Source organism: Levilactobacillus yonginensis, assembly GCF_964065165.1.
Lineage (GTDB): Bacteria > Bacillota > Bacilli > Lactobacillales > Lactobacillaceae > Levilactobacillus > Levilactobacillus yonginensis_A.
In genome coordinates this window covers 33,882-58,348 of the sequence record NZ_OZ061550.1, presented here as the reverse complement: position 1 = coordinate 58,348, position 24,467 = coordinate 33,882, and the positions used below count along the sequence as shown (strand labels likewise).

Sequence of the window (24,467 nt, the reverse complement as noted above, 5' to 3'; positions counted from 1 at the left end):
ACGTTTCCTATATGATATAGTTTCGGTGATTATTTCTAATATGATTGGAGGGATCGTTATGTCTCAAAGTAACTTAGAAAAACAAGAAGCTAAATTAAAAGCCCTTAATCAAAAAATTAAGGACGAAAAAAATAAGATTGAACAACGGCTAGGTAAACAAATCATCAGTCAAGCCAATTTAGATTATGCTAATTTATCTAATGACAATATCAAGTCCTTATCCAAAAAAGTATCCGAGTTTTTAATGGAAAAGTCCGTAGATCATTAGTCATAGGAGATGGGGAATTCCATGCCTAATCAATATGAAAAACTAATTGAACAACAAGCGCGTTTAAAACAAAAAATTGAGCGGGAAGATTTTAAGTTACGCCAATTTAAGTATTATGAAAATCGACAAGCACGAAAAGCCCGTTTTCGCCGATTAATTCAAAAAGGGGCTTTATTAGAAAAGTACTTTCAAGCTAATAACCTCTCGGTCGAACAAACCGAAGAACTTTTAAAAACATTCGCTGACTATGTCAACGCCCATAAACCGGATAAATTAAAAAACGATCAACCTAATAACTAGGCCAATCGTTTTTATTTTCAGGATTGTTTTTTGGCTTAACTTCTGGATTGTGTTTAGCAAAGTCTTTTAACTGTTTTTGAATTTTTTGTGTAAGCTCTGCTTTACTTTCTTTGTGCTTCCTTTTACTTGATCGCTGTTGAATTATCTTTTGACCCTTACCTCTTCTTTTTGATTTTAGGTCAAGCGTAAAATCTAAAATTTTAGGTAGCGTCAAGAATCTTGTGTAAATGAAATGCCTTAAATTTTAATCTAGTTTTGTCACTCGGTTCATATCATTAAGCTGGTACGTCTTACTCAACGATAAGCCAAATCATGATTGCTAACCCAACAATCCCAATTAAGAACAACGCAACTATAAACATTATCATTGGAATAATGCCAAAAATTTTTAACCACATGTTATCATTTCTTTCTGTAATCAATTCTAAGCTCTTTTAAGCCATTCTATCTTACTCACGTATATTTATATTCAAGTTGTTATAAAACGTCTTAGAACGTATCTCATAGCTTTAAATTAACATGAAATCAATGAGGATAGAAATGCAATTAAGATTATCCCAACTGATAACAAAACTAATCCTAAAAATATTGAAAAAAACATATATTTTCCCTTCCAGCTCATTTTGTTTAACTTAGGCCTACCCTAATGTAATCACTGAAAACGACTAATTTTATTAGTTACAATTAAGTGTTCCAGTGGCGTTCTTAGGTTACCCTTCTTATCTATATCATTGAGAAGTTTCTGTAATTTCTGATACTCCCGTGTTACGCTTATTCTCGTTCCTACATTCCATTGGAATATTCCTATACAAAAAAAAGATCATCAAAGAAGATACCCTCATAATACCTTCCTAGATGGTCTTTTTTGTATCACCATTTAAATAATAAACCCAAAGCTAAGGTAATTATCCCAAATACGATGAAGGAAACTAGGGCTCCTATCAAAATGCTAAGGATAAAATTGATATTTTTCTGTGCCAATTTAACAGACAAGTAGTCCGCAAACATAAAAAAATCCAACCCAATTAGGCTAAATCCCCAAGACGCACGACCAGCTAACATCAAAGCGATACATATTAATAAAACAATTATCATGACGTATGGAATCTTTTTCATGGTTGCTAAACTATATTGCTTAGCCAAAGCTACTGTCCACCGCGAATTAGACTGCATTTAAATCAATCCCCCTTATAATGGGCCTAAATTTGAGGAACAAGCCGTAAACTCAAGACTTCTCAGCGCACACGTTTCCTACTTTTAAGCTAGACCAATCTCTAGTTAACATAATCACGATTATATCAAGTAACCTTATCCGGTACCGTTGGAACAACACTCTGATATTTTTCCTTTGTGAAAATTTCTGATAACCAATTGGTCTAGCTATTCAATCCCTGATTTACCGGGAAGGTACTTTGTGAAATTTCTTGAGATTACTCCTGTACCATTCCCTTAAATTCAACTGTATCATTCTTTGTATTAACCAAAAATTTTCCAACACTTCCCTGATACTTCACTGATACTTTAAATGAATACTTGTAATTTACCCGAGTGTATCGAATACTACTAATTCTTCCCTGATACCCTTGACTACGCAAAACTCTCTTCACTTGGTTCCTTTGTCGCTCAGTAATTCTTGCAGAACTCCGGTAGATTGTCTTCTTAATGGGAACATCTGGATTCAATGGAACAATGTAATCCTTACCTTCCAACAATTCCACCAACTTTCTTTTTTTCTTTGTAATTTGTCTTGACGGGTTACGGTTTTCCATTCAGTTTAGAGGGAGTGACGTTTTGAGCGCAGAATTGTTCCCTGGAAACAGCTATTTGGAATAACTGAACCAGAGTACAATTCTACTACTAAAAGTTTCCCCTTAGTTCGTCGGTCGTTAACGCCCGTCGCTTGTCTGTACAATTGCGGTATTGCTACCACCACTCATTATAAACCTACGTTTTCGGTTTAACCTACTAAAAAACGCCCTAGTAGGCGTTGACGATACGTATTTATGTTTGTTCGATCACCAACTAATCAGTGGCACCAAGCCGAAGCTTCGTTTTACCACCCGCGCCGTTAATGGTCGCGCTCACCATTCACCACCCAGCCGTACAGATAACCTTGTTGTGGTATAGCCAGACTTATTGAAGTCGCACTGGCAAACGTGTCCCCTTGGATTTAGACCCCAGCTTGTCCCCTAGGGCTTTAAAAATCGCACCGGCCATGATATAATAGTCATTAAATGATGATGACTTTTATGTGGCGCTCACCGATGCCAGTCGGTGGGTGTTTTTTTTATGCAGTTTTTTAGGTATTACTTCTTTTGAACTACTGACAGTGTCCCCCATGATTCACAGTTAGTACAGCAAACGGTGGAAATAATGTTAAAAGCACATCATATAATAGGACTGTCAATACCAATTATTATAGCCCTTTCATAGGATATCTGTCAACAATTATATTTAATTTCCCTTTTTCCCTTTATCTATTTTTCCCCAAATAGAATTATCCCTAAATAGAATTATCCCTATATCCCTTTTTCTATTTAGGGATATTTTTAATTCCCATTCTAACAGTGTTCTCAGTCGATAAGTATCCCTTTTTCCCTTTATCCCAATTTCTATATATCCCTAATTCTATATATCTAAATAACTATTTAGGGAAATTTCCCTTTTGCTATTAAATTGTGGTATACTAACTAAAAATCAATTGGAGGTCGTTGTTATGGATATTCCAGACGTAGTAAAGGCTATACAGTCTCGTGATGAGGCATTAACCATTGTGATTGGTAATCAAAAGGGTGGCGTGGGAAAAACAACTAACACGTATCTCATCGCTTATACCTTAGCTAAAATGGGAATACATACGTTGGTTGCAGACTTAGACCCACAAGCCAACGCCACTAAAACACTAATGTTAACGAAAAGTCAGCAGGAAGATACCGTGTACTCAATTAAAAAAACTCTGATGGTAGGCGTACAGGAGAAAGATCTAACAGACTTACCAGTTAAGATAATGGATAACCTTGACCTAATTCCTTCATATATTGATTTCCAAGATTTCACGAAATATTTATATCAGAATACGAATAATGAGTACGAAGAAACACATCTGTTGGAACCCTTGTTTAATCCATTGAAGAAGAAATATGATGTAATTCTGTTGGATGTGCCACCATTTAGTATTGAGATTACCCGTAATGCTGTTATCTTCTCAGACTTTGCACTTATCAGCTTGCAAACACACGATGATAGTCTATCCGGTGCAGAAGAGTATGTGAATACCCTTTCCAAACTTCAGCAAGAGTATCAGCTAGATATAGAGGTAATTGGTATCTTGCCAATGCTTCACGATGCCCGTAACGGCGTCGATCAGACAATCATACAATCTGCTAAGGATGAGTTTGGAGAAGAAAATGTATTCACAAATATTGTTACTCAAATGGCCCGGATTAAACGATTCCCAATTAATGGAATTACCGATAAGGACCGCTTCGATAAGCGAGTGTTAGACAAGTACCAGCAAGTTACCGATGAGTTATTAAGCCGGATTGGCTTATTTATAGATGATAAGGAGGCCAAGTAAGATGCCAAGTAAAAAGCCTAATATTCTTCAACGAAGGGTTACCGGAGCGGTAAAGCCATCAGAAGAGTACCATGCAACAGATAATGCTACGAAAAAAGAGAATAAATCTTCCTCTATACCAAAAAATCAGAAAAAATCCCTTAAGGTATCCGCAGAGACTTACAAGGATATGAAAGTCCTGAAGACAATTGAACATGTTAGCTTCGACTACGAGATTATCCAGCTTCTTATTGACCAGTATTACAAGGATATGACCGAGGAACAACAGCGCAGGTATACCGTATTGCGGGAGAATATGTAAGCAGTGCTACATTAAAATAAAAGAAAGAAGTAATGGTAGATTGCAAATTTAATCCGAATTTTTTGACAAATTGGTCAGCATGACCTGATAAGGTGTTTGCCAGTCAAGTATTTTAAGTGGTCTCTGATTAATTTCGAGTAAGGTGGTTTTCAAGCCTTGAGCACTAATGTGCTCAAAATAAGTCCCCTTAGGATAAAAATAGCGTAAGTTCCGATTAAATCGTTCATTACTGCCGCGCTCAGCTGGCGTATAAGCATGGCAGTAATAGGTCTTAATACCGTATTGTGCTTCAAGTGATACTAGCCCACTAAACTCAGTGCCACGGTCCACCGTAAAACTATGCACCGGGCCATTAAAAGTTGCTAGAAACTTATTTAGGGCTTCATTAACAGTTACTGCTGTCCGGTTTTTTAATCGGTAGGCCCAAAGGAACCGTGATTTGCGATCGATTAAGGTTAATAAAACTGCCTTACTATGCCCACGGGGGCCAACAATTGTATCTAATTCAAAATCACCGATGCGATTACGTCGATTAACCACGATGGGTCGCTGTTCAATTGACCGTCCTAATGATTGATTATATTTAGAACGTTGGTCAAGGTTACGCCGTTGGCGCACGCCATGTTCAGGCAAATCATTTAAAGAAAACTCAATTTTCCCTTGATTTAACCAATTATAAATTGATTTAGTCGCTAGTTTAAATTCGTGAGCAATCATTCCTGGTGACCAACTTAGCCGTAAATGGTTTAAAATTATTTGCCTTAATTTGTCATTCAATTTAGTCTTTCGGCCACATCGTGACCGCTTGTATTCGGCATCTGTTTGGGCCACTTCGGCCTGGTAAGGTTCACATCGAGCTAATTCATAAGAAATTGTGGCAGGTGATCGTTTTAGGCGATCGCTCATTTGGATATTGGACAGCCCTAGTTCACAAAAGGTTTCGATTTTAATTCGTTCAGAATAGGTTATACTAGACAAAAGATCAGCTCCTAAAAGATGTGTTTGTGGTAAACACCATTTTAAGGGAAGCTGATCTTTTTGTCCGAACAGCGTCGGATTAATTTTACAATCTACCGTTCAGCACTTCTTTCGTACCATCTGGACGAATGCCAATCGCAATATGAACGGCTTCTTTTTGAACGGTATCCCGCTTTAACGGCAAGTAAGTAGCATCTAAGAAGATGGCCACATATTGTGAAGCCAGTCGACGTTGCTGGAAAGCTTGAACCTGTTCATTGACGGCTTTAGTCATGTTGGAAACCGTGGCTTGGGAGTAGTGAGCACCGTACATTTTTTCAATGAGTTCGGCAATTTCAGCAGTGGTAATTCCCTTGGTATACAACTAAATGACCGTTGTTTCTAAATTATCACTGTGCCGCCCGTAGGCTGGCAAGGTATGATTTTCAAACCGGCCATTGCGATCTCGAGGAATGGTTAAGTTGGCCGTACTTCGTATCAAACGAGCGCTCATAACTGCCGTTGCGGTTATTACCAGTGTTAATCCCAGCGTATGAGTAGCGTTCGTAACCCAAAAACTCTGCCAATTCGGTTTGAAGCAGCTGGTTAATCGCAATTTCGAGGTGGTGACGAAAAACTTCGTCCAAATCTTGCTTTTGGGCTAGTGCAGCGATAATTTCTGTGGTAAGTTCATTCATGGGGAATGCCTCCTGTGATATTTTCTGTGGTTACTAAATATCATAAGGGAAGGCATTCCCTATTTCTATACAATTCAGAAATCTTTTATGCATTTACACAAGATTCTTGACGCTACCCTTTTATAATTGTGCTATATTGAACATGAAGGAAGCGAAGCACTATGACTATGGTGAAAGCAGCTGTTATTTACGGTCCTAAGAACGTGTTTAGAATCTTTTCAAGAGTATTCGCAGGAAGGCTAAGCTAATCATCATCTTACTGGTGTTCAGCTTTCGCTCACAATTGCGCCAGAGGCGCCGATATTTTCCTAGCCAGCTAAAACTGCGTTCGATAACCCAGCGTTGCGGGGTCACTTGACCGTGCCTAAGGTCACTCTGTTTAGCAATAATGACTTCAGCGTTAATCATTGCCTGAACTGATTGAGCAAAGTTGTTACCAGTATAACCACCATCGGCCATTACTCGTTGAACCAGGTCAAACTGTGATTTGTTTAACGCCAGTAGCGCATTGGCGCCATCACGCTCAGAAACATTGGCGGTTGTCACATGGACTGCCATCGGCAGCCCATTGATATCTACAGCAAGATGGCGCTTAATCCCACTCACCTTTTTACCACCATCGTAGCCGCTACTTTCAGCAGGATCGGTATTCTTGACACTTTGAGCATCTAGAATGATGAACGATGTATAAACTGAACGCTTCTGAGCCAACCGATGTTGGCTGACAATTTTTTTAAAACCTTATCCAGAGGAGTGATACCAGCAGGAGATGGCGTTTTAGTCCAAAGTAACCAGTAATAATAGACGGTTTCCCATTTAGGAAAATCGCTGGGTAAATCGCGCCAAACGCACCCATTTTTCAAGGTATAAAGCAGGGCACAAAAGATATCATATAAATCAACCTTTCTTGGCTTAGTCCGCTTACGTATGCCTTCTAGATCTGTCCGGATTAGTTCAAATTGTTCACGAGAGATGTCGCTACTATAATGGTGTGCAAAGCTTTTCATGGATTAAAAACTCCTGTTTTTGATCTAATTTAACTAAAATCAAATCGAATGTCAAAGTATCCAAACACGTTCTAAGGATATCCGCTTTGAAAAAAGAAATATTCCTGATCCGGCACCAGATGAAGTTCAAATTGAGGTTGCATTTAATGGTATTTGTGGTAGTGATATTCATGAATATTTAGAGGGTATGGATTTGGCGACAATGCCTCATCCGCTAACCCATATGCAGGCTCCGCTGATTCCTGGTCATGAATTCTCTGGGACGATTTCTAAAATTGGAAAACAAGTATCTAAATTAAGAATTGGAGATAAAGTTGCAGTCGAGCCAATGATTGCTTGTGGAAAATGTCCGGAATGTCTTTCTGGTCATTATAATTAGTGTGAGCATGCTATAGGTAGTGATCAATCAGCAGGATTCTTAGGATTTTCGGCTAACGGTGGCTTAGCTGAAAAGTGCAATGTAAAAAGTACCTTTGCACATCTCTTGCCAACTAACTTTCCGCTTGATTTAGGGGCTTTAGTTGAGCCAGTTTCAGTTGCTGCACAAGCAGTTATGGCAAGCCGAGTGTCTCCTGGAGATGATGTCTTAATTCAGGGTGCTGGTCCAATTGGATTGTTCACGGCCTTAATAGCACAAATTTCTGGTGCCCATCACGTCATAATAAATGACATGTCAGAGGAACGTTTGGATTTAGCAAATGAATTAGGGGTTCAATACCCAATACGTGCTGATAGCCAAAAGTCATTAGCTCACGCTATCAGCACTATCACGGAAAATCAGGGAGTAGATGTTGCATTTGATTGTGCCGGTGTACAACCCACACTTACTGGTGCCATTCAGGCTCTTAAAAACGGTGGCAAGGTTACCGTGATTGCATTATTTCAACATCCACCAGTTGTAGATGTTAGAGCTCTTCTTAAAAAGGGTGGTAGTTTATTAACATCTTATGGATATGCCAATATCTTCGATCGAGTAATTAAGATTATAGATACCCATCGGTCACTATTCAAACGTGTCATTACAAAAAAGATTGAATTAAATGAATTAGTTTCAGAAGGAATTGAATCCTTAGAAAAGGATAAAAAACAAGCAAAGATTTTAGTTCGGTAGATTGTAAAATTAATCCGAACAGCGTTCGGATTAATTTTACAATCTACCTATTTTTATCCTAAAGGGACTCGTTTTGAGCACATTAGTGCTCAAGATTTAACGACGACGTTACTCCAAATTAACCAGCGACCGCTTAAAATACTCGACTGGCAAACACCGTATCAGGTTATGCTGACAAATTTGTCCAAAAATTCGGATTAAATTTGCAATCTACCACACCTCGACACCCTCATCGCAGTCAACCAGCGTAAGTTAGCTAAGCTTAAGGCACTTAAACAGGGCTATTTGCAGAAATTGTTCCCCAAAAATGGGAGCAAGTTCCCAGAATTAAGATTTTTAGGGTTTGCTGACGCTTGGGAACAGCGTAAGTTCTTCGACAACATTAGACGTACAGTAGATTTTCGTGGACGTACTCCCAAAAAACTGGATATGGATTGGAGCGAGTCTGGATATCTTGCCCTTTCAGCTCTTAATGTAAAAAATGGTTATATTGATCCATCTGCTGATGCACATTATGGAAATCAAAAACTATATGATAAGTGGATGACTGGAAAAGAACTTTATAAGGGCCAAGTATTATTTACCACAGAGGCACCAATGGGAAATGTGGCACAAATACCGGACAACAACAAATATATTCTCAGTCAACGAACAATCGCTTTTGATGTTGCTTCAGATAAAATCACAAATGATTTCTTGGCTGTCTTGTTACGTTCGCCGAAATCATTTAATGAATTATCATCCTTATCAAGCGGCGGTACTGCGAAAGGTGTTAGTCAAAGATCTTTATCACAGTTCAAAGTAACACTACCTAAAAGTTTACAAGAACAAAAGAAAATTGGCATTTTTTTCAAACAACTCGACAAGACTATCGCTCTTTATCAGCGTAAACTTGAAAAACTCCAGGAACTCAAAAAAGGATATCTACAAAAGATGTTTTGCTGATACTTAATGCAATCAAATTGGGCTTCTAGGAAGCTTGATACCTTAATGTTTATTGTGGCTTGGTCAATCCATCATTTCTTTGTATGCTTGACTAAGCAATTTTAAGGGCAGTGACTGTCTTTTCCCTTGCGAGTTGACATGGAATAATCTTCAAGAAGGTTTCACAGTCAATGAGCGTCTTCCAGACAGTCTCGCTGATATTGCTGTTTGGCACATTTTTAATCGTGCTACTCAACTATATCAACAAGCACTACCAATAAAAAAGCCTCCCTACATAACTTTGAACGGTTATGGGGCGCCTTGATATCGTTCTTTAGCTAAGGCCACCGCCTTTGAAGCGGCTTGCGCGGGAAGCCCTGTTTTCGATGGTACTTCCTTTTGCTGTTTTTATTATAACGTGGTTATAACTGACTTTCGATCATTTTTAAGCATGACTCCTACGGTGGTGTAATGTACCGAACAATTTGTCCGTCATTACATCATAGGAACCCCTTTATCTTGGCCTTCCAAAAGAGCTAAATCTTGATACGTTCATCTGCGGTAAGTAAGTATAGGTCCTTTGTGGTCGTCTTTTCTTTTGATTTTGACACGCAAAATTATTACCGAGGAAGTCACCGAATGTCTCAAATTTGGGGCAAGACTTCAAAACAACTTATGAGATTTATCAAGACATCATAAAGTCTTTGCGCATTCATAATACAAACCTATTTCATTAGTTCCTATGCCAATATCATCAACTAATTAAACAAATGGGCACAACCATCAAAAGCTTTAAGAAGTACCGGAAACAGGCCCTGAACGCCGTTGAATCACCATATTCAAACGGTTATTTAGAGGGCAACATCGGCCGAATTAAGAAGATTAAAAACACTGCTTTTGGCTTCCGTAATTGGGAGAACTTTGTCAACCGTATTAAGATTCAACGCCAATGGCTTCACCCAGCACGTCAAACTGTGACGGTATAAAAAAGTACCTAGACCAATTAAGCTCCAGATACTTCATAAGGATTCCATCAACTTCACATGACAAATAACAAAAAAACTGGCATTGGTGTGGTCCAATGCCAGAAATTTTACAGCCAATATCATTTGTTTTTTAGATCATCAACAGTATTAATATTCTTCATATATTTGGGAACTGCCAACCCTGTTTGAGCACCCTTCAAATTTTTGCGCAATTGAACATACTTACCTTTGTACTTCTTGGCATACAAGCCATGGGTAACTGGTAACTCAGCAGTCAAGGAAGCGTCAGAACTACCATTAGCTATCGAATTCCACATAACTCCCACGTCTAACTGTTGCATTGTAGCTTTATATCCTTTTTGCTTCAACAAAGTCGTTACTAAAGTGGTTACCGCAATTTCATAGTCATATGGTGTATAAACTAATTTAATTTTTTTGCCATGACCGTTTGGCACCCCCGCTGTCCATGCTTTGACTTGTTTAGGATGGTTTTTAATAAACTGATTGACAGCTTTTTGCTTATTCATGCCACCGTTTATGTTCAGCATTACTGGATTTGACATTGAAATTGTCCAATGGAAATTCTTTAGTAACTTAGTAGCACCTAGATTATCTTTTTCCAACCCTTTACGTGTAATGGTGCGCATTGATTCACCATTACCATAAACATGTTTTGGATCTTTTAAAAATTTCAACGAATATTTAGCAACCATCCAGTGTGGCTGCCAGCCAGTAACAACGATAGGCTGTTTATTTTTAACTGCCTTGGATAACGTGCTAATCATCGCAGCTGTAGAACTTGGCATGATCTGCCAGTTAGCCTGTTTCAACTTATATTTTGACAACAATGTTTGTGTATTAGCCATTTCACCCGCACCAGCTTCGATCCCTGTAATCGTATAATTGATTTGCGGTCCTAACTTTTTATGTGAGTCGTATTCAGCTGGTTTAGCACAAGCACTAACTATGGCTGTCAAACATATAATCACTGTGGCCATTTGCAAATAACGGAGAATTCTTTTCTTCAAACTAATCATTCCCCCTTTATTTGGATGTTTTGTTGAACGATTGTGTGATTCGATCCAAAATAATAGCTACAATAACCACAGCAATTCCTGCGGCAAATCCTGCCCCGGCATCATTACGCCCCACAGCAAAGTAAACCTGAGTTCCTAAACCAAGGGCGCCAATCATTGATGCAATCACGACCATTGAAAGTCCAAGCATCATCGTTTGATTAATTCCGGACATTATTGTTGTTTTTGCTAGTGGTAACTGTAATTTGATTAGCTTTTGCCAGCTGGTCGAGCCAAAGGAATCCGCTACCTCGATCAAGTCACTTGGCACCTGCCGGATTCCCAAGTTTGTCATTCGCACTGTCGGTGGCGTCGCAAAAATCACTGAAGCCAACACCCCCGGTACCATCCCGATACCAAAAAATGAAACGGCCGGTATTAGATAAACAAACGCTGGCAAGGTCTGCATGAAGTCAAGAATTGGTTTGATTACGATCTCAGCTCTTGAACTTTTTGCCATCCAAATTCCAAGTGGAATCCCAACAACGATTGCAATCAAACTAGACGACAAAACTAACGTCAAGGTCTGGGTCATATCACGCCAGTATCCTAAGTTCCAGATCAATAACAGCCCCAAAACTTCAAACACCATGAAACTAATTTTCTTTTGTCCTCGTTTAACCCAGTACGTGAGTGCTAAGACCACCAAGATAAAGACCCATTGCGGCAAGAAGTCAAAAGCCCATTGAATACCGTCAATGATTACCTGGAAAAAGATCGTCACACTATAAAAAAATCCGGTAAATTGACTCAGCCAGTCAACACCTGAGTTGATCCATTCCGCTAAAGGTATTTGTCCAATATTCATTAAGCACTCACCTCTTCCCCAGCGATAGCCGCCAAAACAGAACTCCGTAGAATGATGCCTAGTAGATGATCGTCATCATCCAACACGACATAAGGAATTGCTGCCTTCGAAATATCGTTAATCAATGCATTGATTGGCATATCCACACTTGTCTTAGGCACGTCTGTCCTAAGGACTGACTTCAGGTCTTCACTGCCCTTCTTAATCAGATCCGAAACATCATGCGCATCGGCAAAACCCACGAATTTGTTGTCATTATCAACCACGTATATTGAAGAGATATCGTTGGCTCGCATTCTCCGCAAAGCCACCCGTGGTCCAGCCTTTCCAATATTAACCACCTGGGCCTGCGTCATTACACTACTTGCCGTCAGGACCTTTGTCCGGTCGACCCCTTCGATGAAGCGTTCTACGTAATCATTAGCCGGGTGAGTCAAAATATCTTCCGGATTATCAATTTGTTCGATATGGCCATCACGCATGATCATAATCCTATCCCCTAATTTCAAAGCTTCGTTCAGGTCATGGCCAATAAAAATGATCGTTTTATGCATTTTTTCTTGAATTTGCAATAACAAATCCTGCATTTCTTTCCGATATAACGGATCCAAGGCCGAAAATGCCTCGTCCATCAACAGAATCTCGGCATCATTGGCCAAAGCGCGCGCGAGACCAACCCGCTGCTGCATCCCGCCTGATAACTGATCTGGATATTGGTCGTCATACCCGGTCAAGCCGACTAGTGTCAATGCTTCATGAGCTTTCCTGTTTCGTACATCTAACGGAAACTTTTTAAGCTCCAATCCATAAGCCGCATTTTGTAATACGGACTTATGCGGAAACAAGGCAAAATTTTGAAAAACCATGCCGATCTTATCTTGGCGCAAGTGACGTAATTCTTCCTTACTGAGGCCCATCACACCTTGTTCATCGATTTCAATATCCCCATCAGTCGAATTTATCAAGCGGTTGATCATTCGGATAATCGTAGACTTTCCACTTCCAGACAGCCCCATGATTACAAACAGTTCACCTTCATTAACAGCAAAACTAGCTTGATTAACTCCAACAGTACAACCTGTCTGCGAAAGGATCTCTGCTTTAGACTTTCCCTCACGCAACAATTTTTTTGCTAGAGATATTTGCTTTCCAAAAATCTTAGTTACATTTTTAACTTTAACTTTTTCTACCAACATACACCTCCATGTATTAGCATGTTACCCAGATTATTATTCATAAGGAATAATAATCTGGGTAACATGCGCCACGCGCTTGGGTAGACATGGTGTATAACGCTATGAATGAGTCAAAATAAAATTTACATTTTTTATATTCACCAATTTGTTCTAAACCAAGAAATTAGCACCATATCCAACCAATTTCATCATACTCAACCTTCATAAGGCGTTCAAAAACTTCTTGGTTACCTAAAAGTACTATAATCCACTATATCAAAATTTTGATTTTTTTAAAAGTCTCCAGCTTTAGAACGTGATTAGAATTTTTTTAATAGGGCGAATTTACAATTGAAATGCAACACAAAGTAAAAAAATAAACCCATACCGGGTAGAATATGTTTAACGACCAAATCAAACAATTCGAGGTATCCGGTATGAGCTATAAACATCTTACTATAAAAGAACGTGAAATACTTATGTTTTTACGAACTAAGGGGTTATCTATCCGGGCTGTTGCGTTACGGCTGGGGCGAAATCCAAGCACTATTTCACGGGAGTTAAAACGTTGTGCAGGTAATTATTCCCCAAGCAAAGCAGATAATGACTATCATCAAAAGCGGCAGAATTGTCACAAGAAGCGGCTATTAGACAGCCATCCACAATTACGCCGTCAAATTGTTCATTACATCTTAGATCTGCACTGGTTACCAGAGCAGATTACCGCTCGCTTTAATAAGGAACATCAATGGTGTGTTAGCTACAACACAATTTACCGTCATATCTATCAACACAATTTAGGTGAGAAGTACTCCTCACGTGGTGATACCGGTATTCAGCGCCATCTCAGACATAAACATCGGACTCGGCATTCAAAGAATACTAGACGACATCGAGAAGTACAGACCGACTATATCTCGATCCATGAGCGCCCTGGTTTTATCAACCAGCGTCAACGTATAGGTGACTGGGAAATTGATACTGTGATTGGTCGAACGGGTCACGCCATCCTTTTAACGGTTGTCGATCGGCTTAGTCGGCTTACGCTTATCAAAAAGGTTGTGCAAAAGGACTCGCAGGAGATAAATAAAGGCTTAGTTGAACTGTTAGGGGCCATTCCTAAAGAATTTGTTCATTCTATTACACCAGATCATGGGACCGAATTTCTTCATCTTGATGAAATCAGCGAAAGGTTAGGTGTTACTGTCTATTGGCCCGATCCATATTCGCCTGAACAGCGTGGAACAAATGAGAATACAAATGGATTAATCCGGGAATATTTTCCCAAGCGAACAGATATTGATAATTATACAGAACAGGACGTTGAACACTGCCAAAAGCAGTTAAATCAACGTCCTCGCAAAGTGTTAAACTATGAAACCCCATATGAAGTATTTTTTGACAAACCGTTGCACTTAGTTTGACAATTCGCCATATATAATTAAGCAATGCACCTTAAAATCGCTTAGAAGACGTTTTAAAGGGTCTATACGGTGTGCTGTGTTGTGGTGTGTGATTGCTTGGTGTTGAACGTATAGATTTAGATACTATTTGGTCGTGAAATATTTATCCCGCTACTTTTATTCTAGTAATGTTGATACAATCTACCAAATATTACAATTCATTACAAAAACGGCCTTATATTACAAGCACCCCCTAAAAACGTAATGTTCTGATTATTGCACTGCAACACTCACTAGTTATACTAGTCACTGTTGATTGGTTGAGACATCAACTGCTTGACCAATAGAAAATATATGTAAATAATCGAACACACGCAAATTATAGGAGAGCGTATTAATTATTATGAAGATCAAAAACCTTGTATTATCATCAACTGCTGCATTAGCTTTATTCGCTATCTCAACAACGGTTGCCAACGCTGATACTTATACTGTTAAGGCCGGCGATACTGTTTCAGCAATTGCCCAAGCTCACAACACTTCAGTTTCAGCCATTGAAAAGGCAAACAAGTTAGCTAATGTTAACTTAATCTTCATTGGTGATAAGCTTGAAGTCAATGGTACTACTACAACAACCACGACTTCTGCTGCTACAAGTGCTGCACCACAATCAGCAACTAGCCAAGCTACGTCTTCAGCTGCTTCAACAACCTCAACGACTTCAACACAGACGACTCAACAAACGACCACGACACAATCATCAGCTCAGACTAGTCAAACTCAAGCTCAACCGAGCCAAGCTAGCCAGACCCAATCAAGTCAAACACAAACTAGCAAACCTGCTGCTCAGACGACGACTCAAACGTCTAGTTCAACATCAAACTATAGCAACAATGGTTCTGATAGTGCTACTAAGGCTTGGATTGCTGGTAAAGAATCTGGTGGTTCATATTCTGCTCGTAACGGTCAATACATCGGTAAGTACCAATTAAGTGCTTCATACTTAAACGGTGACTACTCCGCTGCCAACCAAGAACGTGTTGCTAACAGTTATGTTGCTTCACGTTATGGTTCATGGAGCAACGCCAAGAGTCACTGGCTTGCTAATGGCTGGTACTAAAAAGCCACTCTAAATTAATAAACAAATGCAAAGATTGCGGATCATTTCTGATTCGCAATCTTTTTTCTACTATATTAAATCTGTGCTGAAGCACGTGTGTCCCCCCACCAATACCCATTATAAAGTTACTCAGTTGCTAAGTGACTTTATAATGGGCCTTAGCACTTAGCATGCTGACAACCCGTTATTTAGATATGCGATATGCTTATTCTAGCAACCGCTTTAAGACGGACACGATCCAGACCTGCTAGTTGTCTCCCCCAATCGACGACCCACTCTCCCAACCAAAATACCACATGTTTTTATTTGGCGGTTGATATTAATGGTTTACCACAAGCCATTCTCGTGACACGAGCTAATGTATCAGATCGTTCAGGTGCATTGACTATGTTTAGTTTGGTTAGCCAAAATTTAGAGCTGGTTCAGCATGTCATGGTTGATGGTGGCTACACTGGCAATGACTTTGCGGATCAGGTGAAGCTCATTTTGAATGCTAAGACGACGGTAGCTAAACGCAACGAGTTGCATATGTTCACGGTGTTACCGCAACGATGGATCGTTGAACGTTCATGGAGTTGGCTAGACAAATGTCGGCGACTTTGGAAAAACTGTGAACGTGCCCTTAACAGCAGTCTTCAAATGGTTGTATTGGCCTTCCTGAAGATAGTTCTTAAAAGATACTAGACAGGTTCTTAATAAGGCAGCTACGGGTGTAATAATCAGCCGACGAATCTTAAGCGGTGCACACGCATTGATAGAGCTACATCACCATTGAGTTACGCCCATTGCAACACTAAAAACCGGTTGTTTATGACCAGAATGTGAATAATCTTGCTCAGGTGTAGTAAATGGCGCTAACCCTTGTCGCAACTGGCATAATTAATGTGGAGTAAATCAAAGATCACTACACGTTAGTGTTAAACTCTGCCCAAGTTCAAGCAAACCTACGAGACCTACTTAGCGCCTCATGATGCCTTGATGGTGAGGAAACATCCCGCGGAACTGGCAATCCTGTTAGCTACTTACGAGCTAAACGGTACGGCAATGGACATGACGATCGTGACGCTTAAGCGACACGAAGTCGCTGTCACCAGCCCTTATTCCAACGGTCCGATCGAAGGGGTTAACCACCTCATCAAGTCACTCAAACGATCCTGTTTTGGCTTCAAGAATCAGCTGAACTTCTTCAAACGAATCTACCAAATCACGGCATAACATGACAAAGACGGCTCCCCAAATGGAGAACCGCCTCAAATGATAAATTTATTCTTCAACACCAGTTGACGTAGAGCCATAATTATAGGGCACTTGGGTTGAGAAAACTGATGTTAACTAAGAATGCAAACGAAGGCAAATTACAAGTTTAATCCGAACAAGCCCGGAATCTTTCAATGGCAGTCTGTTGATGATGTATTTTTAATGGTCGTTGATTAATTAGTTCAAGTGCTGCTAGGATCTCATCAGTCGTTACTTGGCTAAAATTGGTCTTTTTCGGGAAGAACCAGCGTAACCGTCTATTAAAATATTCATTGGAACCTCGCTCCCATGGTGAATATGGATGGCAAAAATAAACTTTGATCTGATAATCCTGTTCTAAGGCCTGATAATTGGCAAACTCTTTACCATGATCAACAGTAATGGATTTTACTTGGGGACCGAAGGCCCCCATAAACTTGCCAAAGGCGGTGTTTAGAGCCTTAGCCGTTCTATTAGGGGCTTTGATGGCCCATAGAAGTCGGGTCTTACGTTCTACGAATGTAACCAGACATGATCGTGGCTCACTTCGACTAGAAAGCACCGTATCTACTTCCCAATGACCAAAAGCTAACCGTTGATTAACAGTTGTTGGCCGTTGTTCGATGGAAGTCCCACTTGTAAATTTCCCACGATTTTCGCTCACTCGGTGCTGGCGGACATTCCGATTGGGTAGATCAGTCAATTTGAAGGGGAGCCAGCCACGATTAAGCCAATTATAAATTGACGCAGTGCTCAAGTTATAAGCGGCCGCAATGGTTTCTGGTGACCAGGTTAATCGTAAGTGATTGGTAATTAAAGTCGCTAATGCTGCCGTCAGCATCGAACGACGGCCGCAATTCCGCCTTTTGCGATCTGCATCTTGCTGAGCTAATTCTGGATCATAAGGTTTAACCCGGTCCAACTCATAGCTAATCGTAGCTTTGGCGACGCCTAAGGCGTCAGCCATTACTTGGTAAGATTTATTCCCCTCATTGACCAGTTGTGCTAGTGCGCCACGTTGAAAACGTGATAAAGTAGATGTACCCAAAGTAATCACTCCCTATATTGGTTGGAATTAGCTACTACCATTGTAAGTGATTGCTTTGGGCTTTTTAATTTCTGTTCGGATTAATTATAGAATTTGCCTTTTTCAAACAGCTAGACGATACTATAGCTCTTCATCAGCGTAAGCTTGAAAAACTCCAGGAACTCAAAAAAGGGTATCTACAAAAGATGTTTTGCTGATTCTTAATTTGATCAAATTTAGGATCCCATGAAACTCCATGATCTATTTTTATTGTGCTTGGTCAATACTTAATTCACCTGTATAATAGATTACGCAGGAAGGTTTAAGGGCGGTGGCTGTCTTTTCCCTTGTGAGGTGAGGCCCATGGGAACATGGAATAATCTTCAGGAAGGTTTCACAGTCAATGAGCGTCTTCCAGGCACTCTCGTTGATGTTGCTGTTTGGCACGTTTTTAATCGCGCTACTCAGCTATATCGACAAGCACCACAAATAAAAAAGCCGCCCTGCGTAACTTTGGTAGGTTACAGGGTAGCTTAATGCTGTCTTATTAACTTCGCCACCGCCTTTGAAGCGGCTTGCGTAGGAAGTCTTGTTAGCGCAAGGCTTCCTTTTCTGTCTACATTATAGCATGACTATGAAAAATTGGGTAGCAAGGCATTTTCGGCATATTATTTATCTTTGTATTTTTCAAAATAGGTTCAACTAATTCTGTTTCAGCGTTTTTCGTACTTCACCGTATTTGTATATAGTTTTCCAATATGTTTATGTCTGCCAACGGACCCACTTAATCTGATACCTACCATTATGATAAACCAATTTACCTATTAACTTAGTCTTGGTGCTTTTTTTCTAAGGTTGCTAATAATGCATCAATCCGTTGTTTAACTTGGGGTCGTTGGGTTGTATCAGTTAACAGTACTAACGTATCACCTTCATGAATCAAGGTGTCACCATGTGGAATCACTTCTTGTTCGCCACGCCGGATTCCAATGAGCAGTGCTTCTTTAGGCCATGGCATGTCTCGGACCATTTTGCCGTTTAAGGGACTGCCAAAGAAAACCGGTATTTCCAAATGATCAGGTCGATGAAGTTGCTGAACAGTTTTAGGCATTGTCATCTGCTTAAGCAATGCTTCATAGATTGGTGCACCGCCTAATAAATCAACAACAAGGTAAGCAGTTAACGATATGACTGCTAATGGCATTAAATGTGTTAAATTGCCAACCATTTCTGTTACCAGCAAGATAGCTGTGAAGGGAGCTTTTCCGATTCCAGCAAAGTAACCGGCCATGGAAAAAATGATTAGGTTCATGATATAGACATGCGATAATAATCCTAATTGATTCATTAAGACGCCATAAACCGCACCAATCACAGCACCTAAAGAAAGAATCGGCAAGAAAATACCGCCAGGTAATCCGGAACCATATGAAATCATTGAAAAGACGAATCGTATAATAAAAATTGCAATTAGTACAAACAAAGGTGGAACATGCTGGCCAAATCCCAAAATTAAGCCATTACCACCACCGAGTAAATTTGGCGAAAAGTAACCAACTAAAATTACCAGCAGAAATGGTACGATACCTTGTATTGGGCGTGGCAAATGTGTCAATTGATGATACCACCTAGGCATAACTAACAAGACCCGTTGATATAAGTAACCAAATAATCCCAAAACAATGCCGAGTAAAATTAAGTGCCAATAATTTGATACTGGTAAACTACGTGAATAACTTAAATGTAACACGGGAACAAGTCCGAAAACATTCAGCGAAATAAAATTTGAACCAATTGCTCCGGCTAATGCTGTTAACCAAACCAGCGGTGAAAAATTATGGTAAATCTCTTCTAAGACAAATAGAGTTCCAGCAATGGGGGCATTAAACGCTGCTGCTAATCCAGCAGCGGCGCCTGATGCAATTAGTAGTCGGCGATCAGTTCCTGATAACTTAAACTCAGAAGCGAAACCTTGACCAACTGACGCACTTAATTGAATCGCTGGTCCTTCTCGTCCGAGAAATAATCCAGGTCCCAATGCCAGAATACCACCGATAAATTTTCGCCAAAGAATTGACCACCAGTGCATTTCCAATTCACCAGCCAATTGACCTTCAACTTGCGGAATTCCAGAACCAGCGATATAAGGTTCTCTCTTGAGAAGTCGAGCCACAATTAACGCTAAACCAAGGTTGATGCCTATCAACAATGCCCATTCCCACCAAACAAACGGCGCGATTCGTAAGTATCTATATACCAATCGACTATAGTGCAGCCCAATCTCAATACAATAGCGAAATAAGCTAACAACGGTGCCACTCATTAAACCCACAAGCAGGCCGAGTAAAACAAATCGCAAACGAGTAACGTCAAATTTTTCTTTTACAAGCTGTATCAAATAACTAATCCTCCATTATAACCAATATTATATAATTTAGTGCTTAATTAAACTAGGCAATATCTCGATGAAATCTAGTAGTTACTTTTCACAGAGAAGGGGTGTCATACCGCTAAGATGTTTTAGTAGTTTATATGACGAGCCGCATGTTTGAGTAGTAATGGTGCTAATAACGTTGTTAGGATAATGGCAGTGATAATTGCCGAATAGTAATCATCACTGATTAGTTTGGATTGGTAGCCTATTTGAGCGATAATCAAGGCCATTTCCCCACGCGAGACCATCCCCGCACCAACGAGGTAAGCTTCATTCGAACTGAATCCGGCCCATTTAGCCCCACTTCCCGCTCCTAATAGTTTTGTCAGTGTTGCCACAATCGTCAATACGATAATTAATAACAAATCGTGTTCTATGCCAGCTAGTGACATATTTAAACCAATTGAAACGAAGAATACAGGAATGAAAATCGCATAACCGATTGGTTCGATACTTTGATCAACTTCATGAGCTACATGAGTTTGTGCAATCGCAATTCCTGCAAAAAAGGCCCCAATCACTGCACTCAGTCCAATCAGATCTGCAATATATGCCATACCAAAACACAAAATCATCGCCATTATAGTAGGTCCCACTGGATTCAATAATTTGGTGCCTAGTCTAGCGAGGAGAGGGGCGATAAAACGCATCACGAAATAAATTGCGGCAAAGTAAATTAGCTGCTCTAAAAAAGTCAGAGCTAGCGGTATCTGGGTATCCGTACCAGCCTTTGTACCTATTAAACTGACCATAATGCTAAGTAAAACGACAGCTAGCACATCGTCAACCACCGCGGCACCGAGGACTGTTGAACCGCTCTTACTATCAAGTAAATTTAGTTCTTTCATGACAGCAACTGAAATTGAAACCGACGTTGCGGCAAAAATAACGCTCAAAAACAAGCTTTCAAATTGTGTCAAGCCAAAAACAATACCAACTGGATAGATCAGTACCATCGGAATCAAAACTCCTAACAACGCGACAATTATGCTAGGACGCAAATATTTTTTAAGCAATGTAAGATCACTCTCAAGTCCGGCGATAAACATTAAGATGATAACCCCAATCTCTGAAAAAATATGGATGAAATCATTGGCGTGAACCCAATTCAACAACACAGGGCCAAGAATAATTCCAACAAATAATTGACCGATCACTGCTGGGATACCAACCCTAGAGGCTAGATGGCCAAATAGACTAGTTGTAATCAAGATGATCACCAAGGTACCTAAAAATTCCAAACAAAAACCTCCTCATACAAAAAACGTAAACCCAGATACCTCTTACACACCCCTGAAAGAGAACACCTTGAGCTTACGTCAACTGATTTATTTATTCATGTTTTAATAATACTTCTTATATGCTAGCAAACTAATCAAAAATATTCAAGTAACGATAAGTTGTCACATTTAGTTACTTATTCGAAACACAGACACCGCCAACTTTAAAAGTGATTTCTGAATTTTCTTTATCTATTTTAAATATCTGGATCGTTTTCTCCAGCTATAAATCATGCTGGATACATAACCGAGCTAAAAAGACACCGTAGGTATATTATCAGGTCCAAGGAATCCAAACTAGCAGCGACCAAAACATCATTGATTTCTTGTTTGAGGCTGGTGTAATTCTTCTTTTCTATGATGAACCTTAGAAGCTGTCCAAGATCTATGATTTTTGATATACTTCTATGTAAAAAGCGAGTTTAAGCTATGAAAAATTATCCCAGCAATATTACTCGGCAACAATTTGAATTAATTCGACCAGCTTTAGAAAATTTTCGTAAGCGAACTAAGCCTCGAAAATATGACCTCTACGAGGTCTTCTGTGCGGTCCTATATGTCTTGAAAACCGGTTGCCAATGGCGTCAAGTCCCCGGTGATTTCCCAGAATGGCGGTCAGTTTACAACTATTACAAAATTTGGTCAACTAAAGCTGAGCCTACGGCTGATTCTTTATTGGAACAAGTTTTAAAAAAATTGTCATTGCTCGGCGAACTTACCAAGGACGTTCAGCTTTAACTTCCTTTATTATCGTTGACGCTCAGAGCGTCAAAAACACCGCTACTGCTGAAAACAAAGGTTACGACGCTGGTAAGAAAATCTCGGGGATTAAACGGCACTTAGCCGTCGACATTAATGGATTCCCGCAAGCTATCCATATTACCCGGGCTAACATCACTGATCGTGACGGGGCGATTGCACTCGTTACCCTTAATTTAGAGCAGTTTAAATTGGTTCGAACCATGATGGTTGATGGTGGTTATTCAGGCGTTAATTTTCAGCTCGATGTAGCCAGTAATTTAAACGCAACCGTGCAGGTTGCGAAGCGCAATGAGTTGCATCGATTCGAAGTCATGCCCCAACGTTGGGTAGTCGAACGATCTTTTAGTTGGCTAGAGAATTGTCGGCGACTTTGGAAAAATTGTGAGCGTCAATTAACCACCAGTCTGCAAATGGTCGTTTTAGCGTTTTTAGCACTATTACTTAAGAGATTTTAGACAGCTTCTAAGACTCCCTGACCGCCTTTAGGATTAAAACTTTCGTTGATAAAGAAATTTCAAATTGAATCTGGTTTTGTTGAGACACGTTTACCAGTCTGGCGTTTGATCCCAGCAAGTAAATAGAACTTCTGGTGATGTCTGACTACTTTGCCAACATAGACGATTCGAGTTTGCTTTGCCTCGCGTTTTGTTAATGCTTTATCTGCGATATTGATTAGCTTGGTTTGAGTTTGGGGTGCTAATTGTTGGTTAGACTGAGTGTCGGAATTTGTTTTACTTGCGAGTACAGTTAGGGTACCTGCGATGATTAACAGGGCAATTGCCCAGATTGAAAATATCAGCTTTTTCATTATCGACTCTCCAAAAAATAATAGACCCTTAGTTTATTATTTTTTGGTGGTTTTCGCAAGTCATCAAAAAGCTCACAGAACAGCCCCGTTTAGGCGTGCTCTGTGAGCTTTTTGATTAATAAGTTGTTGCTTCCAATAAGGCTGGTGATTGTGGTTCTTCTTGTTTAAGAACAACCACCTGACTGTTAATCTTTAAGGCACGAGAGATAATTCGGTTGATGTCATTGTATAGGTGGTCATCGACGCTATTGGATAGGTTACCAACGTTAACAATCAGCTTGTTTAGTTGGTTTGTATCAATTGCTTGGTCAATTTCAGCTGTGTCAGTTAATACCCGCTTGTTATTAATGGCAGCAACATCGTCAGTGATTGTTTCAACCTCTTGTTCACTGATTTCGTTGCTAGTGGTCTTTTCAATTTGGGCATTTGTTAAGTCCGTTGGGGATTTGCTAATTTGAATTTCAGATAGAGACAGCTTTTCTGAAATTCGTTTGAATAATGCCAGATTTTTAGGTAATCCCATTAAGACGATTGGAACAGTTAAGTCAATAGTTTCAACCAGATACTTATTGATTTCGCGGTAGTAACGCTCTAAATCAATCTGTTTTTCCTTGCTTGTTTCATTGTGGCCATGGAAAGTTGTTGAACCACCTTGACCAATAAAGTTAAGTTCACCACCACGTTTTTCTGATCCTAATGTTTCCACTAGGTCGGTTGGGGCGTCTGCATCTAATTTCACGGGTGCAACTGTTTTATCAACAATTTTGAATAGTCTGAATGATGTTCCCTCTAACGCTAACAAGTAATACATCTTGTTTGGTTGCTCACGTAAAATAGATAGTAAGTCGGGAGATTTGCTAATTGTTAACTTTACTTCGTCAACAGTTGTCCGTGGTAAAACGAACAACTCTAAAGTATTACCTTGAATGAATAACGTTATCCCTTGGTATGGTAGGTTCTGATCAATCAAGTTGTCTACCTGACGTTCAAGCTCTTTATAGTTTAATTCAGGGTGTTCCATAGAATATTTTTTAATTTCTGTAAGCGCACTCTTTAAGTGCAGACGCTCATCTTGTTGGTATTTTAATTTATTTAAATTAATACTCAAGGTGAGTACATCTTCATTCGGAGTCAGTGTCTTCGGCAAATTTTTCAGTGTAATTAGTTTTGTCATTTATGTCACGCTCCCTTTGTTTGTATAACTTTATT

The 24,467-nt window shown here is 39.7% G+C and carries 23 protein-coding genes and 7 pseudogenes; 16 read left to right on the top strand and 14 right to left on the bottom strand.

Annotated elements, in window-relative coordinates; all coding sequences use genetic code 11:
* The first annotated feature begins 40 nt into the window (after window positions 1–40).
* Entirely contained in the window at window positions 41–268 is a 228-nt protein-coding gene (locus AB3Y94_RS12665) for a hypothetical protein (protein WP_083478081.1), read from the top strand.
* 21 nt (window positions 269–289) lie between these two features.
* Entirely contained in the window at window positions 290–568 is a 279-nt protein-coding gene (locus AB3Y94_RS12660) for a hypothetical protein (protein ID WP_367296545.1), read from the top strand.
* On the opposite strand, the pseudogene AB3Y94_RS12655 reads toward AB3Y94_RS12660, so the two are convergent.
* The 3 genes and pseudogenes from AB3Y94_RS12655 to AB3Y94_RS12645 all read right to left on the bottom strand — a co-directional run.
* Window positions 558–770 (bottom strand): annotated as a pseudogene (locus AB3Y94_RS12655) (hypothetical protein); the annotation flags it as partial. The gene AB3Y94_RS12660 and the pseudogene AB3Y94_RS12655 sit on opposite strands and share 11 nt — an antisense overlap.
* A 668-nt stretch (window positions 771–1,438) precedes the next feature.
* Window positions 1,439–1,741 carry a hypothetical protein gene (locus AB3Y94_RS12650; RefSeq protein ID WP_125584105.1) on the bottom strand — a complete coding sequence of 101 codons (303 nt, stop codon included), beginning with the start codon at window positions 1,739–1,741 and terminating at the stop codon, window positions 1,439–1,441.
* A 257-nt stretch (window positions 1,742–1,998) separates the two neighbouring features.
* Complete coding sequence (locus AB3Y94_RS12645) at window positions 1,999–2,337, bottom strand: hypothetical protein (protein ID WP_367296544.1); 339 nt, start codon at window positions 2,335–2,337, stop codon at window positions 1,999–2,001.
* Between the two features lie 947 nt (window positions 2,338–3,284).
* Here AB3Y94_RS12645 and AB3Y94_RS12640 point away from each other — a divergent pair.
* Together AB3Y94_RS12640 and AB3Y94_RS12635 are read left to right on the top strand one after the other, a co-directional pair.
* Window positions 3,285–4,145, top strand: a complete 861-nt coding sequence (locus AB3Y94_RS12640; RefSeq protein WP_013356270.1) for a ParA family protein — start codon at window positions 3,285–3,287, stop codon at window positions 4,143–4,145.
* Window position 4,146: 1 nt separating this feature from the next.
* Window positions 4,147–4,446, top strand: a complete 300-nt coding sequence (locus AB3Y94_RS12635) for a hypothetical protein (RefSeq protein ID WP_048481076.1) — start codon at window positions 4,147–4,149, stop codon at window positions 4,444–4,446.
* Window positions 4,447–4,494: 48 nt separating this feature from the next.
* Here AB3Y94_RS12635 and AB3Y94_RS12630 read toward each other — a convergent pair whose 3' ends face one another.
* The 3 genes and pseudogenes from AB3Y94_RS12630 to AB3Y94_RS12620 form a co-directional block, all read right to left on the bottom strand.
* Window positions 4,495–5,424, bottom strand: coding sequence for an IS30 family transposase (locus tag AB3Y94_RS12630; protein ID WP_063493484.1), 930 nt, complete (start codon window positions 5,422–5,424; stop codon window positions 4,495–4,497).
* Between the two features lie 97 nt (window positions 5,425–5,521).
* Window positions 5,522–6,101: pseudogene (locus AB3Y94_RS12625) on the bottom strand (transposase); the annotation flags it as partial.
* A gap of 207 nt (window positions 6,102–6,308) precedes the next feature.
* Window positions 6,309–7,108 (bottom strand): IS5 family transposase gene (locus AB3Y94_RS12620; protein ID WP_088899809.1). Its coding sequence is split into 2 segments (ribosomal slippage): window positions 6,309–6,838 and window positions 6,838–7,108, totalling 801 coding nucleotides; the frame shifts between segments, so codons are not numbered across the junction.
* Between the two features lie 43 nt (window positions 7,109–7,151).
* Between AB3Y94_RS12620 and AB3Y94_RS12615 the strand changes: the two are divergent.
* From AB3Y94_RS12615 to AB3Y94_RS12595, 5 genes and pseudogenes are all read left to right on the top strand, one after another.
* Window positions 7,152–8,219 (top strand): annotated as a pseudogene (locus tag AB3Y94_RS12615) (alcohol dehydrogenase catalytic domain-containing protein).
* 36 nt (window positions 8,220–8,255) lie between these two features.
* Window positions 8,256–8,420, top strand: a pseudogene (locus AB3Y94_RS12610) (IS30 family transposase); the annotation flags it as partial.
* Window positions 8,421–8,504: 84 nt separating this feature from the next.
* Window positions 8,505–9,164, top strand: coding sequence for a restriction endonuclease subunit S (locus AB3Y94_RS12605; RefSeq protein WP_225366315.1), 660 nt, complete (start codon window positions 8,505–8,507; stop codon window positions 9,162–9,164).
* 170 nt (window positions 9,165–9,334) lie between these two features.
* A complete protein-coding gene (locus AB3Y94_RS12600; RefSeq protein WP_222844221.1) occupies window positions 9,335–9,424 on the top strand; it encodes a putative holin-like toxin in 90 nt (29 codons plus the stop codon).
* Between the two features lie 480 nt (window positions 9,425–9,904).
* The gene (locus tag AB3Y94_RS12595; protein WP_225420561.1) at window positions 9,905–10,129 is read left to right on the top strand and encodes a transposase; all 225 of its coding nucleotides are present in this window, start codon (window positions 9,905–9,907) and stop codon (window positions 10,127–10,129) included.
* Between the two features lie 119 nt (window positions 10,130–10,248).
* Here AB3Y94_RS12595 and AB3Y94_RS12590 read toward each other — a convergent pair whose 3' ends face one another.
* Genes AB3Y94_RS12590 through AB3Y94_RS12580 form a run of 3 tightly spaced genes read right to left on the bottom strand, consistent with a single transcriptional unit; the run spans window position 10,249 to window position 13,206 of the window.
* A complete protein-coding gene (locus AB3Y94_RS12590) occupies window positions 10,249–11,166 on the bottom strand; it encodes a glycine betaine ABC transporter substrate-binding protein (protein ID WP_367296543.1) in 918 nt (305 codons plus the stop codon).
* A gap of 7 nt (window positions 11,167–11,173) precedes the next feature.
* Complete coding sequence (locus AB3Y94_RS12585; protein ID WP_056986426.1) at window positions 11,174–12,013, bottom strand: proline/glycine betaine ABC transporter permease; 840 nt, start codon at window positions 12,011–12,013, stop codon at window positions 11,174–11,176.
* Window positions 12,013–13,206, bottom strand: coding sequence for a glycine betaine/L-proline ABC transporter ATP-binding protein (locus AB3Y94_RS12580; RefSeq protein ID WP_027822877.1), 1,194 nt, complete (start codon window positions 13,204–13,206; stop codon window positions 12,013–12,015). Before AB3Y94_RS12580 ends, AB3Y94_RS12585 begins: the two co-directional genes overlap by 1 nt.
* Window positions 13,207–13,625: 419 nt before the next feature.
* Here AB3Y94_RS12580 and AB3Y94_RS12575 point away from each other — a divergent pair, with 419 nt between their 5' ends.
* The 4 genes and pseudogenes from AB3Y94_RS12575 to AB3Y94_RS12560 all read left to right on the top strand — a co-directional run.
* Complete coding sequence (locus AB3Y94_RS12575) at window positions 13,626–14,612, top strand: IS30 family transposase (RefSeq protein ID WP_191982033.1); 987 nt, start codon at window positions 13,626–13,628, stop codon at window positions 14,610–14,612.
* A 382-nt stretch (window positions 14,613–14,994) separates the two neighbouring features.
* The gene (locus tag AB3Y94_RS12570) at window positions 14,995–15,711 is read left to right on the top strand and encodes a LysM domain-containing protein (RefSeq protein WP_367296542.1); all 717 of its coding nucleotides are present in this window, start codon (window positions 14,995–14,997) and stop codon (window positions 15,709–15,711) included.
* 303 nt (window positions 15,712–16,014) lie between these two features.
* A pseudogene (locus tag AB3Y94_RS12565) lies at window positions 16,015–16,395 on the top strand (transposase); the annotation flags it as partial.
* A gap of 243 nt (window positions 16,396–16,638) precedes the next feature.
* A pseudogene (locus AB3Y94_RS12560) lies at window positions 16,639–16,926 on the top strand (transposase); the annotation flags it as partial.
* A 148-nt stretch (window positions 16,927–17,074) separates the two neighbouring features.
* Here AB3Y94_RS12560 and AB3Y94_RS12555 read toward each other — a convergent pair.
* Window positions 17,075–17,995 (bottom strand): IS30-like element ISLsa1 family transposase, encoded by a 921-nt coding sequence (locus AB3Y94_RS12555; RefSeq protein WP_056986401.1) that lies wholly within the window; start codon window positions 17,993–17,995, stop codon window positions 17,075–17,077.
* A gap of 95 nt (window positions 17,996–18,090) precedes the next feature.
* On the opposite strand from AB3Y94_RS12555, the pseudogene AB3Y94_RS12550 reads away from it, so the two are divergent.
* Window positions 18,091–18,192, top strand: a pseudogene (locus AB3Y94_RS12550) (restriction endonuclease subunit S); the annotation flags it as partial.
* 185 nt (window positions 18,193–18,377) lie between these two features.
* Complete coding sequence (locus tag AB3Y94_RS12545; RefSeq protein WP_107696660.1) at window positions 18,378–18,467, top strand: putative holin-like toxin; 90 nt, start codon at window positions 18,378–18,380, stop codon at window positions 18,465–18,467.
* A gap of 336 nt (window positions 18,468–18,803) precedes the next feature.
* Here the strand turns inward: AB3Y94_RS12545 and AB3Y94_RS12540 are convergent, their stop codons facing one another.
* Both AB3Y94_RS12540 and AB3Y94_RS12535 read right to left on the bottom strand, forming a co-directional pair.
* The gene (locus tag AB3Y94_RS12540; RefSeq protein WP_087509189.1) at window positions 18,804–20,372 is read right to left on the bottom strand and encodes a ClC family H(+)/Cl(-) exchange transporter; all 1,569 of its coding nucleotides are present in this window, start codon (window positions 20,370–20,372) and stop codon (window positions 18,804–18,806) included.
* A 122-nt stretch (window positions 20,373–20,494) separates the two neighbouring features.
* The gene (locus AB3Y94_RS12535; protein ID WP_137631916.1) at window positions 20,495–21,649 is read right to left on the bottom strand and encodes a cation:proton antiporter; all 1,155 of its coding nucleotides are present in this window, start codon (window positions 21,647–21,649) and stop codon (window positions 20,495–20,497) included.
* A 468-nt stretch (window positions 21,650–22,117) separates the two neighbouring features.
* Here AB3Y94_RS12535 and AB3Y94_RS12530 point away from each other — a divergent pair.
* Window positions 22,118–22,905 (top strand): IS5 family transposase gene (locus AB3Y94_RS12530; protein ID WP_094339152.1). Its coding sequence is split into 2 segments (ribosomal slippage): window positions 22,118–22,376 and window positions 22,376–22,905, totalling 789 coding nucleotides; the frame shifts between segments, so codons are not numbered across the junction.
* Window positions 22,906–22,964: 59 nt separating this feature from the next.
* On the opposite strand, the gene AB3Y94_RS12525 is transcribed toward AB3Y94_RS12530, so the two are convergent.
* Window positions 22,965–23,258 carry a hypothetical protein gene (locus AB3Y94_RS12525; protein ID WP_122036936.1) on the bottom strand — a complete coding sequence of 98 codons (294 nt, stop codon included), beginning with the start codon at window positions 23,256–23,258 and terminating at the stop codon, window positions 22,965–22,967.
* A 115-nt stretch (window positions 23,259–23,373) separates the two neighbouring features.
* Window positions 23,374–24,432: a hypothetical protein gene (locus AB3Y94_RS12520; protein ID WP_104796098.1), complete on the bottom strand. Its 1,059-nt coding sequence runs from the start codon at window positions 24,430–24,432 to the stop codon at window positions 23,374–23,376.
* Window positions 24,433–24,467: the final 35 nt, after the last annotated feature.

Bases quoted from the DNA above. Each gene is read 5' to 3' on its own strand.
- AB3Y94_RS12665 (WP_083478081.1), top strand. From the start codon at position 41: ATGATTGGAGGGATCGTTATGTCTCAAAGTAACTTAGAAAAACAAGAA.
- AB3Y94_RS12660 (WP_367296545.1), top strand. From the start codon at position 290: ATGCCTAATCAATATGAAAAACTAATTGAACAACAAGCGCGTTTAAAA.
- AB3Y94_RS12650 (WP_125584105.1), bottom strand. From the start codon at position 1,741: ATGCAGTCTAATTCGCGGTGGACAGTAGCTTTGGCTAAGCAATATAGT.
- AB3Y94_RS12645 (WP_367296544.1), bottom strand. From the start codon at position 2,337: ATGGAAAACCGTAACCCGTCAAGACAAATTACAAAGAAAAAAAGAAAG.
- AB3Y94_RS12640 (WP_013356270.1), top strand. From the start codon at position 3,285: ATGGATATTCCAGACGTAGTAAAGGCTATACAGTCTCGTGATGAGGCA.
- AB3Y94_RS12635 (WP_048481076.1), top strand. From the start codon at position 4,147: ATGCCAAGTAAAAAGCCTAATATTCTTCAACGAAGGGTTACCGGAGCG.
- AB3Y94_RS12600 (WP_222844221.1), top strand. From the start codon at position 9,335: ATGAGCGTCTTCCAGACAGTCTCGCTGATATTGCTGTTTGGCACATTT.
- AB3Y94_RS12590 (WP_367296543.1), bottom strand. From the start codon at position 11,166: ATGATTAGTTTGAAGAAAAGAATTCTCCGTTATTTGCAAATGGCCACA.
- AB3Y94_RS12585 (WP_056986426.1), bottom strand. From the start codon at position 12,013: ATGAATATTGGACAAATACCTTTAGCGGAATGGATCAACTCAGGTGTT.
- AB3Y94_RS12575 (WP_191982033.1), top strand. From the start codon at position 13,626: ATGAGCTATAAACATCTTACTATAAAAGAACGTGAAATACTTATGTTT.
- AB3Y94_RS12570 (WP_367296542.1), top strand. From the start codon at position 14,995: ATGAAGATCAAAAACCTTGTATTATCATCAACTGCTGCATTAGCTTTA.
- AB3Y94_RS12545 (WP_107696660.1), top strand. From the start codon at position 18,378: ATGAGCGTCTTCCAGGCACTCTCGTTGATGTTGCTGTTTGGCACGTTT.
- AB3Y94_RS12525 (WP_122036936.1), bottom strand. From the start codon at position 23,258: ATGAAAAAGCTGATATTTTCAATCTGGGCAATTGCCCTGTTAATCATC.
- AB3Y94_RS12520 (WP_104796098.1), bottom strand. From the start codon at position 24,432: ATGACAAAACTAATTACACTGAAAAATTTGCCGAAGACACTGACTCCG.